Consider the following 13,706-nt stretch of genomic DNA (forward strand, 5'->3'; position numbering starts at 1 on the left):
ATCGACAGGAGGAGTTTATGCTTAGACATTGTAACCGCGTGATTGGTGCCCTGACATTTTCGCTGTTTCTGTTTGCCGGTTTTGCGGTTTCCGCAGCCCCCAAACCGGTTGCCGTGGGTCTCGATCATTACCGCGGTACCTGGCTTGAAATCGGCCGTACACCCATGTTGCTGACAGACGGATGTGTTGCAGGATATTCCACCTATCGGCAGGGAGCATCGGCGGATGAAGTGCTGATAGAAGATGGCTGTCGAGCGGGAAATCCGAATGGTCGCCTCAAGACGGTGAACGGCGTCGGTAAGATCGAGGATTTTGGATCAACCAATGCGAAGATGCGCGTTCGCTACCCTCTTTTCATCACATTCAATTATTGGGTTTTCTACAAATCGCCTGATAAGTCCTGGTTCATCAGCGCCAACCCGTCGACCGGCGATGTGTGGATCTACGCCCGCAACATCCCGTCCAAAACCAAGCTCAATAAAATGATCATGAAAGCACGTGAGCTTGGCTACGACGTCAGCAAGCTCGAGTTTCCGGTCCAGAAATAACAGCTGATGGAGCGCATGGATGATGCAGTCGCTTGAAAATGGCTACAGGGCGATCGTCTTGGGCGCATCCGGCGGGATTGGTGGAGCCCTGTTGTCGTACTTCGAGGCCGACCCTCACTGCGCGTTCGCCTTGCCGCTCTCGCGAAGCGTCGATGGTCTCGACACAACGAACGAAACCACAGTGCGCGAAGTTGCCGCCCGTCTGGAGGCTCAGCGCGGCTCCTTCGACCTGATCTTCAATGCAACCGGTGCCTTGACGGTCGATGGTGCCGGTCCCGAAAAGTCGATAAGGGCGATCGACGAAGTTCACATGGCGAGGCAGTTTGCGGTCAATGCCATAGGCCCTGCTTTGCTGCTCAAGTATTTCACCCCGCTTCTGCGCAGAGACAGGCGAACCATTTTTGCCTCCCTGTCCGCGCGCGTTGGCTCGATTGGCGACAACAGATTGGGCGGATGGATCTCCTACAGAGCATCAAAGGCCGCTCAAAATCAGATCATCCGAACCGCAGCGATCGAAATCGCCCGCACAAACCCACAGGCCATCATCGTGGCGCTTCATCCCGGAACAGTCGAAACAGAGCTGTCTCAGCCATTTTCGAAGGGCAAAGACTTGTTCACCCCGCAGCAGTCTGCCGCGTGCCTGATGGAAACAATCGACGGTCTCACACCGGCACAAACAGGGCAGTTTTTTGCCTATGACGGCTCAAGGATCGAATGGTGAGTGCCGGCATTCGTTGACGCCGGCGAATTTGAAGTGAGCGAATGATGGGCCATCATACCGCTGAAACTCTTTCCGGGTTGTCTCGTGATTTGCTCACTTCCACAGCGGAGTGTCCGGCTGAGGAGGCGCGCAATTAGCGTCGGGGCCATTGAACAAGATTAATTTACGATGCAAAGGCGCCCTTGTTGGAACAACCAAATAAGGTTTTGTTGAAAAGAATCGCGACGCTCGCAATCCCGAATCGACCTTGCCCCTGCAGCTGCTACGGCCCTGATTCTCAACTGAACTTAGGCAACATATCAAGCTGGCCTGCCTAATGCCCCAAGTACCGGGCTCGAGGTCTTATTAGCTTGCCATCGAGCTTTTGCTCCAGGGCATGCGCGACCCAGCCCACAGTTCGAGCAATCGCGAAAAGGGCCAGAGCTGAACCGCGGGGAAGATTTAAGCTACGGCGCAGGCTGACAAGAGCGACATCACAGGTCGGTAATTGTCCGGCGGTCTCGTTCATGACTTGCAACAGTTCGTCCCGCAGTGCTCTAGGCGGCAGATGTGGAAGCAAACCGCTCGCTCTTGGATCCCCTTCCGGATAAAGCGGATGGTGAAAGCCAGGAATTGTTTCACCTCGCCGGAGACGTTGATCGATCACGCGCTCAGCATCCCCATACTGCTCCAGTTCATCGAAAAGCAATTCGACAAGGCTGGTCATTCCACCGTGCAAGGGCCCACTCAGGGCGGATAGTCCGGCGTTCAGACAAGCACCGAGGGACGCGCCTGTGGACGCAACGACGCGTACGGCAAATGTCGAGGCATTGAGTTCATGGTCGGCCTGCAGAACGAGGGCGCGACGGATAAGATCCGCGCCGAGGCTGTCCGCCTGCCAGGCATCGGCAAGAAACAGGTGAACTGGCTGCCTGTCCGGCTGACGTGAGGCGCAGGCGGCAGCTGTGGCTCGCAACATGTTAGCGGCGCCAGGCCATAGACGACGATTGTCGCGCTGCCAGGCGGTGAGGCGGCCAGCTTCAACCAAAGGAAGGAGCGTCTGACAGCGCTCCGTCAGCGGTAGCTCCCGGGCGTGGTCGAGGACAGCGTGTGGCCATGGCGCTGGAGCGGCCTTTATGTCAGCGAAAGGATCATTGTTGCCGCAATCCCAGAGTAGTCGGGCAATATCCTCGAGACATGCATCCTGTGAAAGTGTTAGGGCGTCTCGGCCACGATAGCGCAACTGGCCTTCGGCGATCTCGGTAATTGAGGATTCCAGCACTGGCAGTCCCCAGTCCAGCGCGGTCGCCGCCACCTGTTTCGGCCGCCGGCCAACGGCCTTTCTTTTTTTCAACACTTCAATGTCATGTGCGCTGTAGAGTTTGCGGCGGGGGTCATCCGGCGAGCCGCTGGTGCGGATCAGTCCACGGCTCACATACGCATAAAGAGTTGCCCGGCTTACCCCCAATTCGGAAGCGGCGTGAGCGGCTGTCATGAATCTTTCAGAATGCTGCATGACCTTCTCATATTGATTATATAAATCAAGATTGACGATATATAAGCGCTGCAGCATCTTCAAGGCCATTCGCGTTGAACTGAGGAGAATGACAGTGTCTGCAATACCCGCTTTCGTTGACCGGATCCCGGCTCCCGGACTTGATGACGTCGTCGCCGCCGAAACAATCCTCAGTCACGTGGATGGACAGGCGGGTGAACTGATCATTCGCGGGCATCACTTGGCGGAACTGGCTGACTGGTCTTTCGAGCAGATGCTGGAACTCCTCTGGGGCGGGCAGACCCCGGAGGTGATGACTATGCAGAGCATTCGAGTTAAACTGGGAGTGGCACGGCAGCGCGCGTTCGACCTCATGCAGCCCTTGCTTCCCGTCCTGCGCAATCTTTCCTCTGTCGAGGCGTTGCGCCTTCTGTTGTCTTCTTTGCCGGACGAGGAAAGCACTCCGCATCACGTGATGGCTGTTGCGGCCGTTCCGGTCTTTGCCGCAGCCATCGTCCGCGGCAGGCAGGGCCATGTCGTAATTGCGCCCGATGCCATGCTTTCCCATTCAGCAGACTTTCTGCGCATGATATCCGGCGCTCAAGCATCGCCTGCTAAGGTGCGGGCGCTTGATACATACCTGACCACGGTTGCCGATCATGGATTGAATGCTTCCACCTTCAGCGCGCGGGTTATTGCCTCGACGGGAGCGGGGCTTTTTTCATCTGTGGTTGGGGCGCTTTGCGCCTTGAAGGGGCCTCTCCACGGCGGAGCCCCGGGTCCAGTGCTCGATATGTTTGACGCGATTGGATCAGAGTCAAACATAAGGCATTGGCTGCAGGCTGCATTGGCCCGGGGAGAGCGCTTGATGGGCTTCGGCCACCGGATCTACCGCGTGCGAGATCCGCGTGCAGACGTGTTGAAAGGGGCTGTGTCGGCTCTCGCGGACGGCTCCGATCGTATTTCATTTGCGGGTAAGGTGGAGGAGGAGGCGCTGGCGCTTCTAAAGGAAAAGAAGCCCCTGCGCCCACTGCAGACAAATGTAGAATTCTATACGGCGCTTGTACTGGAGGCCGTTGGTTTCCCCCGCGAGAGTTTTACGAATGTGTTTGCAGCAGGAAGAATGGCGGGCTGGACAGCCCACGTGCTGGAACAGGAGCGCACAGGTCGGCTCATACGGCCACAATCCCGCTACATAGGCCCTCAACCGAGATGAGATCATAGCGCCGGTGTGATGCAAGTTACCGCGAACTGACACATCGCCGATCGAGAAAAGGTAATTGGCATTCAGCCACGTGCGGCTGAATACTCCTATTCTCAACCTGAACGAGGCGTAGTTACATCTGAAGCGCAACACGCGCCCGACGCCTCGACGACGTTGCGGATGACAGTGATCCGCGGAAAGATATTGAAGCTCTTGAAGACCATACCGATGTGATCGGGATATGGCGGAGATGCTTTTCCGAAGCCTGAAAAGGACCCTTCATATTAGGAGATATCGCCCAAACGCGCCAATCATCCACGTCCAGCGGAGCGCCTTACAGCCATGAAAATAAGCGCAAAGCAGATGATCGCAGTGGGCCAAAAATCCGTTGTCCCGTCCCACGACCACTGCCAGAAATAATATCCCTCGATACGAGGTGGATTCATGTGGACTGAAACTTCATAGCCTCGTTTTTCGCGGCCATGAAAATGTCCAGCAGTGAATTCGAGGCAAATGATCGACGATGTACGCCAGGATAAACGATCCGAAAAATCGTGGCGGTTGCTGCTGCCCTGAGCGGAGCTTCGACAATGTGACCTACCAAATGCTAGTTTTCTTGCCGATAGTTCCAGTTCATTCAACCGTCTTTGGGTGGAGTAAAGTTTGGAGTCGTCACGCTTCAGAGCGTCTGGGTTTCGTAAAGTAGAGCTTCGCTCTGTCGATTGTGCACGACGCTGATTTGAAGAGATGCGCCCCAAGGGCGCGTCGCATGCGGTGCGCGGTGTCGCCAACGCCATGTGCATTGCATACCTTATAATCAGTGAATTTACTAATATTGGGTTGATCCAAGGGGAGCTTTGTTGCATTCAAGCTATCTAGGATTGTGAGAAAAAGTAAGGCATGTCGGTTGAAATCATAGGACGATCCGTCCGTACCCCATCGGCTCGGAACGCAGACGAGTTATTCCAGTTGTTGAAGGACGAGCGCTGCGTTGTAACGAGTGTTCCCGAAGACAGGTGGAGCCACGCCCGTTTTTGGCATCCCGTTGCGGGTACACAAGGAAAGGCATATACTTTTGCCGCTGGCGTGATCGAGGACGTCTATGACTTCGATCCTGCGGTTTTTAATCTGACTGCCCGTGAAGCCACATATATGGATCCACAGCAGCGCGTGATTCTACAACTCGTCTGGCGCGCGCTGGAAGATGCCTCCCTAACCATTCCTATGCTGCAAGGGGAACGTGTCGGCGTTTATATTGGCGCATCAAGTTTGGATTCCGGAAATACGTTTATCGAGGATCCCGCCTCCGGTAGTCCGTATTTCATGACCGGTAACACCCTGTCGATTATTGCTAATCGTATCTCCCACGTATTTGGGTTGAACGGACCTAGTTTGACCATCGATACGGCATGCTCATCCTCTCTTGTTGCGTTGGATCAGGCTGTCCGCGCACTTCGCAGCGGCGAGATAGATACCGCGATTGTTGGTGGCGTGAATGTTCTCGCTCATCCCTTTTCTTTTGTCGGCTTTTCTCAAGCTCGTATGCTGTCGCCTGAAGGGCTGTGTCGAGCGTATGGTGAGGGTGGTCAGGGCTATGTCCGATCTGAAGGGGGTGGAGTAGTTGTTCTTCGAACAACTGAAAGAACGAGATCCAACCGGGACCGGAGCTATGCGACGATCCTTGCGACGGGACTCAATTCAGCCGGGCGTACCAACGGCATCTCGTTGCCATCGCGTGAGATGCAGGCGTCTCTTCTGCGTGACGTTTATGAGCGTCACGGCCTCGATCCGAATGACCTCGCCTTCATCGAAGGACACGGTACCGGAACGAAGGTTGGAGACCCTGCGGAGCTGTGGGCTATTGGAACGGAACTGGGGCTAAAAAGAAAGCAGAAGCTGCTAGTCGGGTCTGTTAAGTCGAATGTTGGTCATTCAGAACCAGCTTCAGGGATGTTTGGCCTGATAAAAGCAATTCTTGCGCTTGAATATAATTTTCTTCCCGCCTCGCTTCATTCCGCCGAATTAAATTCCGAAATTGATTTTCAAGGGTTAAATGTCGAGATCAATCGATCCGGCTCCTCGTTGCCGCGCGGACAAAAGCCGCGTCTTGCCGGCATAAATTCTTTCGGATTCGGTGGTACGAATGCACATATCGTGCTTGCTGATCCTGGTGAAGCTGAGGCTGCTGATAAGAGCGCCTTGCCCTCTGGTCCTTTTATGGTGAGCGCTCAAACGCGTTCTGCCCTCGAAGGTCTGGTGCAAAATTATGTGCAGGAGTTGAAAAGCGGCCGGCCGGATCTTCGTGAACTTGTCGCCGTATCGGCGGTAAACAGAACACGCCATAGACATCGCTTTGTAGTTGATAGCGAAGAACCCGAGGTGGTTCGCAAGGGCGCTGAAGAGTTTCTTGCCGGATCATCGACGGGCTTTGGTCGCGTTGGAGAAGCGCCCGCTGGAGAAACCCGGATTGCATTCGCGTTTTCCGGAAATGGTTCGCAATGGATTGGTATGGCGCAGGACGTCTACCAATACGACACGGGTTTCTTCGATCGCTTTAACGAAATTTGTGCCGCCTTTAAACCCTGGCTCGATGTTGATCTGGTGTCATTGTTTCTGTCGCAAGATCTTGCTGGTTCACTCCCTGACACAAGGATCGCCCAGGCACTTTTGTTCGCAATTCAGGCAACCCTGTCAGATCGGCTGATTAGCCGAAACATCAAGCCTTCTATGGTGTTTGGACATTCGGTTGGTGAAATTGCAGCTGCTTATTGTGCAGGAGCACTGCCTCTGGAACACGCGGTCGCAGTGGTGGCCGTCCGTTCGCGTCATCAGCATGCGCTTTTCGGCGAGGGGAAAATGGCCGCTGTTGCTCTGTCTGCAGACAGGGCACAAGAGATTGCGCGCGGAAACGGTCTTTCCGGAATTGAGGTCGGCGCGATCAACACGCGTTCATCTGTTACGATTTCTGGTCCTGTCAGTGAGATAAAGGCTTTCAAGGAAATTGGCCGCAAGGAGCATATCCCCGTCCACATCCTCGATATCGACTATCCGTTCCATCATCCGGTTATTGATCGTGAGCGGGACGCCTTCCTGTCTGATCTCCCTGCTTATCAGCCACGGTCGTCGGGGGAGATAAAGTTTATCTCCAGTGTTACCGGGACTGTCGAGAGTGGCGATCAACTTGATGCCGTTTACTGGTGGAGGAATGTTCGCGACGTCGTTCGTTTTGCAGACGCAACGGCAGAGGCGCTCGGCCAGGGATGCAATCTCTTTATCGAAATTGGCCCTCGTCCGATCCTTTCTTCGTATCTGTCGGAGAATGCGCGTCAAGCGGGCACATCTGTTTCCATTGTTCCGACGCTGACGCGACCGGCGCTGAGCAGCAACCCTTTGCCTTATATCGTGGCGCAGGCCGTATCTTGTGGTGCTTTGGTTTGGACGGACGATGTTTGCTCTCGTCGCGCCGACGTCGCGCTACCACCCCTACCGTTCGAGTTGCAATCTCTACAAGTATTGCCCACGTCCGATAAAGTGAATTTGCTTGGTCGTGGTGACGCTGAAAAGGCTTATACATTGTTGGGGTGGCGTACAGACCCCAATGCGGCCTCGTGGAAAAACCATATCGATGCGAACCTGTTCCCAGATCTTGCGCAGCACGTCGTCGATGGAAAATCTATTCTGCCCGGTAGCGCGTTTATAGAAATCGCTGTGCAGGCCGCACAGAATTTTTTCATGACGCCAGATGTCGAAGTCAGAAATCTGGAGATTATTCGGCCGCTGGAACTGCACGAAAACAGGCTGGCTGAACTTTCCACCGTGATTTCGCCTGAGACAGGTCAACTTGAAATTCGATCTCGTGAGTATCTAAGCGAGGACGATTGGAGCATTAACGCGGTAGGCAGGATCCGCAAGCCGGTCGCGGAGTTTGCTCGTCACACTCCTCAAGCCGCTGGCAACATATCGGATGCCCGCACAATTGACGGGAGCGTTGCCTACAGAACCGCAAGACAATTTGGCCTCGATTACGGCGTTGACTTCAGGCTTCTGGAAAATGTTCGCGTATTGCCTGATCGCAAGCTTCACGTACGACTTTTCGAGGCGCGCAGCCCAGCCCACCCATATCTGTCGTACAATCTGAATCCAATTTCCATTGATGCGGCATTTCACGGTCTAGTCGCCTTATTCGCGGATCTGACAGGCGATTTGTCGGGCGCGCCTTATATTCCGGTGAGATTTGGTGCAATTCGATCGCGAGCGGGCGTGACCGACATACGTTCGGCGCAGATTGAGATATTACGGGCGTCGCCATTTTCGTTGAAAATTCGCGTGGAACTACTCGACGCACAAGGTGAACTGGTTGCAAGCCTGGATGATTGTCGGTTCAGACGCACTTTCCTCAAAGTCCATCACAACCTGGAAACCGTGTCTTTTCACTACGAGCGTTTAGCTAGCGCGCACGATTCGTCTCACGACGAGCTTTTGCCTAGCCTTGTTCCCCAATACGAGGCAACCGAGACTGCTGTCTCAGCCCTTATGCTGGACGCTGCAGTTTATCGGGCATCGTATGATATTGCGCAAAAAGTCCAGGAATCTTTCGGCAGCATCGATACGACAATACTGAATGGACGTCCTTCTTTCAGGGCATATCTGGCTAACTGCTTCTTTACTCTTGAGGATTACGGGTTGGCAACGTTTGAAGAAGAACGTTGGCAGCTCACTTCGTATCCGGATTTACCGGCTTTTGCAGACATCATACGCGAGTTGATTGCGGAATTTCCCGAAAACAGTCCGGCTGCAATCCTAGTTAACGACGTTTATCATTTTGTCATGAGAAGTCTCGATCTGTTAGTGACAGATGGAGAAAGCGCCGAATTGACGGACTATGAAGCGCCGGAAGCGACTGTCGATCATTTCCAGAACGGCACGACCATCGCGCGCAAACGGATTGACGAAGCATGCCGTCTGGTCGAGGCCTTCCTGGAGAAGGCGGCTTCCGAACGGCCGGGCTTGGTTATCGCCGAAATTGGTGCAACCTCGGTCGCTGTCAGTGCGCGTCTGGCCAACCTTGTCGAGCGTTACGATGCAAAGCTTCTGATTTTCGAAGATGACGAAAATCTCAAAAGCACTCTCGCGGTAGGGTTTGCAAAAAATCCGCGTGTCGATGTCGTGGATTGTAGTGCCGGTTGTTTGAGCCGACGCATTGATTTGGTCGTCAGTGCGAATGGGTTCGTTCTTGGGCGCCTGAAGGACAGTGAAGCGTTAAATTCGGCACTTATTAAAATCGCGAAATCGGGCGCCGAGCTTTGTTTTGTCGAGCATCAATACGCTTCGATTGCGGATTTCGTCTTTGGGCTGAGGGAAGGGTGGTTTAGGCAAAGCGTTTTGTCGGAATTGCCAGTCGGAAAAATGCTGCCCAATGAGGAAATGCTGGAACGGATTGGTGAGCTTGGTTTTGCCAACGGTGCCGTTACTCGGGCCGATTTTCATGACGGATCGCTGACAATCCTGACTGCGCGCGGAGAGAGCACCATTGATGAACATCAGCAATTGCGAACACGCAAAAGTCTTTTGACGATCAAGCCGAAAGATACGCCGTTTACTTATCTGAGTGCAAATAAGTGCGTCGAACTTGAGTGCAGCTCGGATTTGAGCATTGAGGCTTTGCGAGACGCCTTGGCTGAAGTAGGGACCGCTGAACTTGATGTTGTATTGGTTTTACCCGAAGGTTCTGATGCTGCGAACCATTCGTCGAGCCTTCAGGAGTACATTTGTCTTCTAAGCGACATGGCTGAAATTCTGCGGCATTACTCCCCAGGGTTTGAGAAACATTCGCCGCGACTGATTATCGTTGCGCCCGGCGGGTCGCCCGCGAATAGAACCTACGCAAGCGCCGTCAATCATGCGATTTGGGCGTTCGCGCGCGTCCTGCAGAACGAGTATGACGAGATCGAAGTTGTAACGATTGATGTCGCAGGCAGCGTGCTGACTGAAAAGCTCTGGAACCAACTCCTGAAATTGCATGAGCAGGGGGAGACCGAGCTGCTCTACGATGCCTTCAACGGATCGTGCCAGTCGTTAAGAGCAGTTTCGGGTCCCTTTAAACGTTCAAAACAGCGTGTGCGGACGTTTCAAGCCGCCTCCATCGTACAGCGATCGGCTGGCCGCATTGAGACTATCGAATGGCAGGAGAGTACATTGCCGGTGGCAGGTTCCGGCGACGTTGTTGTGGAAGTCGCAGGGACTGGGCTGAATTTCCGCGATGTTATGTGGGCCATGGGGATGCTTCCGGAAGAAGCACTCGAGGACGGGTTCGCAGGCGCCACCATTGGCATGGAGTTTTCTGGGACAGTTCTGTCGGTCGGAGACGATGTACATCATATATACCCGGGAGACAGGGTGATGGGCATCGGTCCGAACGCGTTTTCGACGCATGTCGTGGTCCCTGAAAAGGGGGTGACACGTATTCCGGACAGCATTGATCTTATCAAAGCGGCGACGCTCCCCGTCACGTTTTTGACGGCCTATTATGCGCTTGTCCAACTAGCTGGATTGCGTGCCGGCGAGACCGTTCTCATCCACGGTGCTGCAGGTGGTGTCGGACTTGCCGCCTTGCAGATCGCGAAGCTGAGAGGCGCGAAGATCATCGCTACGGCTGGTACCGTGGAAAAGCGGAATTTGTTGGCGACCCTCGGCGCCGACTTCGTTTTCGATTCTCGTTCCCTAGAGTTCTTCAACGATGTCCTGCGCGTTACGAATGGTCTGGGCGTGGATGTTGTAATCAACTCTCTCTTCCAGGAAGCCATGGAGCGCAGTCTGGAACTTGTTAAACCGTTCGGACGCTTCCTGGAGCTAGGAAAGCGGGACTATTATGCCGATCGTAAGATAGGTTTGAGACCGTTCCGTAAGAACATTTCCTATTTTGGCATCGACGCGGATCAGTTGTTGGTGGCGGCGCCGCACATCACCGCAAAGATATTCGAAGAAATTTCAACCCTTTTGGCGGAAAAAGCGCTTAAGCCTTTGCCCTATCGCGCCTTTTCCTATGATGAGGTTTCTACGGCTTTCCGGCTGATGCAAAGCGCGGGCCACATAGGGAAAATCGTTGTCACTCCGCCTGAACGCGGAAAAGAAACCGTGGTGCAAGCGCGCGGGTCGGATTTTCGGGTGTCACCTGGCATCTATCTGGTCATCGGTGGCATTGGCGGGTTTGGTCTTGAGGCGGCCAATTGGCTGGCGGAGAAAGGTGCCTCACATCTTGCTCTTGCGACGCGCAGAGGCACTTTGGATGAAGAAACGCGTGAAGCCATTGCGCGCTGGCAAGAGATGGGGGTCAAGGCTTCTGTACATTCTTGCGATGTCACGAATGAAGTGCAGCTCAGCTCATTGTTGGCAGATTTGCGTAAAGTGGCCACTCTGAAGGGCGTCGTACACGCGGCCATGGTGTTGGACGATGCATTGATCTCAAACCTAAGCCGTGAACGAAACCAACCTGTGATTCACACCAAGGTCGAAGGCGCTGTTATTTTGGACAAATTGACAGACGCAGACGATCTCGATTTGTTTCTGCTGTTCTCGTCCGCCACCACGATGGTGGGGAACCCTGGGCAGTCCAACTATGTCGCCGCGAATGGATATCTGGAAGGTCTTGCGCGAACCCGCCGCCTGCGGGGCAAACCTGCCTTAGCCGTGGGGTTTGGAGCGATCGCCGATACCGGGTTCTTGGCTCGTAATACGCAAGTGAACGAATTGTTGTCGAAGCGGATCGGCAAGACGGCGCTCAAGGCGCGTGATGCCATGCGTTTTGTCGAGGAGTTTCTCATTGCTATGCCCGCTGACGCCGACGGCGCCACAGTGATGATTGCCGACATCGACTGGGCAACGGCGTCAACTTTGAAAACGGTGAAGCAACCTTTGTTTTCGGCAGTTTCGAATAGTCAGGTTCACGAGCAGATTTCCGTTGGTGAACAGATGGATCTCCATTCGGTGGTGGCCGGTAAGTCGATCGAGGACGCAGATGCAATTCTGCACTCGCTGATCGCGGCTGAGTTGGCCTCAATCCTGAAAATGGCGGAGAACAATATCACTCCGGACAAGGTCCTTCGCGATATTGGTCTCGACAGTTTGATGGCGATGGAACTTGGAGCGAGTTTTCAGCAAAAAACCGGAATCGATCTTCCGCTGAGCAGTATTTCTGACAGCACAACCGTCAGCGCAATCGTTGGAAAGCTTCGCGAAAAGTTGGTTAGCCGCCAGTCGCTGGGATCGAACGACGATGCCGATGATGATTTGCTGGAAGGCCTGGCGAACAGGCATAGTGTTCAGAAGCTTCAGGAGGCCGTTCAGTGAGCGCGCAAAACGGTTCGGGTAGTGGCGGGGCAAAACCGATGCTCTCGCCCGGGATGCTGGAGAAGCTGCGGGAACAGCGCGGCCAGGGCGAAAGAAAACGCGATCTCAGGACAACGGAGAAAATTGCGTCTGCACGGAAAAAACCGCGTCGAGGTTTCGAGGATCATCCTGCCTACAAGTCCCTTCAGATACAGAAGGCTGTTGCCGAATTTGCGGGGGTGAAAAACCCCTTTCACCGGTCGCATGATGCCACTGCCGGGGCCGAGACTATGATTGACGGGCGAAAGCTAATCAATTTCGCCTCCTACGATTATCTCGGTACGAATACTCATCCTGAAGTTCATGAGGCGGTGAAGAGCGCCGTTCAACGATATGGAGTTTCATCTTCGGCAAGCAGATTGGTCGCCGGTGAAAGACCGCTGCATGTTGAACTGGAAAAATCTATTGCGGAGAATTATGGCGTCGAGGCTGCCGTTTGTTTTGTAAGCGGATATCTTACAAATCTCTCAGCTATAAGTTGCCTTATGACGCCGCAAGACCTCATCATTCATGATGAGTTTATTCATAATAGTGCTCTTACAGGTGCACTGTTATCCGGTGCGAAGCGTTTGATTTTCAAGCATAATGATATGCGGGATCTCGAACGCATTCTTTCCGGTGCCGCTCAGGACTATCGAAATGTCCTCGTGATCGTCGAAGGGGTCTACTCCATGGACGGCGACATTGCTGATCTGCCGGCCATACTACGCCTTCGCTCCGAATATCCTTTTTGGCTGATGGTCGATGAAGCGCATGCTCTCGGCGTGCTGGGAGCGCAGGGACGGGGAACCTTCGAGCATTTCGGTATAGACCCGACAGAAATCGACATCTGGATGGGGACACTATCCAAAACGACATCGAGTTGTGGGGGGTACATTGCGGGGAACCGGGCTCTGGCAGAAATTCTCAAAGGGCACGCGGGTGGTTTCGTTTATAGCGTGGGATTGGCTCCTCCTTTGGCCGCCGCAGCGCTTGGCAGTCTAGCTGTCTTGCGACGAGAACCTCAGCGCGTTCAGCGGATTTTTCGCAATGGCCAACTGTTCCTTGATGCTGCGAAAACCAGAGGATTGAATGTTGGTACGAGCGCTGGTTTTTCTGTCGTTCCAGTTATTGTCGGGGACTCTTTACGCGCCGTAGAGTTGAGCAATCGGCTTTTTGAAGCGGGTATTAATGCCCTGCCCATTATTCACCCTGCCGTTCCTGAACGCTTGGCCAGAATCCGGTTCTTTTTGACGAGTGCACACACGGAAGAACAGATTTTTCAAGCCGTTGAAACGACAGCAACTCTCCTGGAAGAGCTTATTGACCAAAATATCTCAGCAGCATCCTTGAATTTGGACGAGCTGCAGCGCCTTGTCATAAATCGTTGAGGCG

General features: G+C 54.0%; 6 protein-coding genes. 5 read left to right on the plus strand and 1 reads right to left on the minus strand.

What is annotated here, in order from left to right; translation table 11 throughout:
- Positions 1–17 precede the first annotated feature (17 nt).
- Together AC1DCP_RS14480 and AC1DCP_RS14485 are read left to right on the plus strand one after the other, a co-directional pair.
- On the plus strand, positions 18–548 hold the full coding sequence (locus AC1DCP_RS14480) for a lipocalin family protein (protein WP_065660347.1): 531 nt from the start codon (positions 18–20) through the stop codon (positions 546–548).
- A 19-nt stretch (positions 549–567) separates the two neighbouring features.
- The gene (locus tag AC1DCP_RS14485) at positions 568–1,269 is read left to right on the plus strand and encodes an SDR family oxidoreductase (protein WP_174037922.1); all 702 of its coding nucleotides are present in this window, start codon (positions 568–570) and stop codon (positions 1,267–1,269) included.
- A gap of 313 nt (positions 1,270–1,582) precedes the next feature.
- On the opposite strand, the gene AC1DCP_RS14490 is transcribed toward AC1DCP_RS14485, so the two are convergent.
- Positions 1,583–2,821 (minus strand): citrate/2-methylcitrate synthase, encoded by a 1,239-nt coding sequence (locus tag AC1DCP_RS14490; RefSeq protein WP_476774390.1) that lies wholly within the window; start codon positions 2,819–2,821, stop codon positions 1,583–1,585.
- Between the two features lie 31 nt (positions 2,822–2,852).
- Here AC1DCP_RS14490 and AC1DCP_RS14495 point away from each other — a divergent pair, with 31 nt between their 5' ends.
- The 3 genes from AC1DCP_RS14495 to AC1DCP_RS14505 all read left to right on the plus strand — a co-directional run bounded on the left by AC1DCP_RS14495 (position 2,853) and on the right by AC1DCP_RS14505 (position 13,702).
- Positions 2,853–3,959, plus strand: coding sequence for a citrate synthase/methylcitrate synthase (locus AC1DCP_RS14495; RefSeq protein WP_174037924.1), 1,107 nt, complete (start codon positions 2,853–2,855; stop codon positions 3,957–3,959).
- 888 nt (positions 3,960–4,847) lie between these two features.
- Positions 4,848–12,293, plus strand: a complete 7,446-nt coding sequence (locus AC1DCP_RS14500; protein WP_476774375.1) for a type I polyketide synthase — start codon at positions 4,848–4,850, stop codon at positions 12,291–12,293.
- A gap of 38 nt (positions 12,294–12,331) precedes the next feature.
- Positions 12,332–13,702 carry an aminotransferase class I/II-fold pyridoxal phosphate-dependent enzyme gene (locus tag AC1DCP_RS14505; RefSeq protein WP_174037980.1) on the plus strand — a complete coding sequence of 457 codons (1,371 nt, stop codon included), beginning with the start codon at positions 12,332–12,334 and terminating at the stop codon, positions 13,700–13,702.
- The last annotated feature ends 4 nt before the right edge of the window (positions 13,703–13,706 follow it).

Source organism: Agrobacterium sp. 10T429, assembly GCF_056393925.1.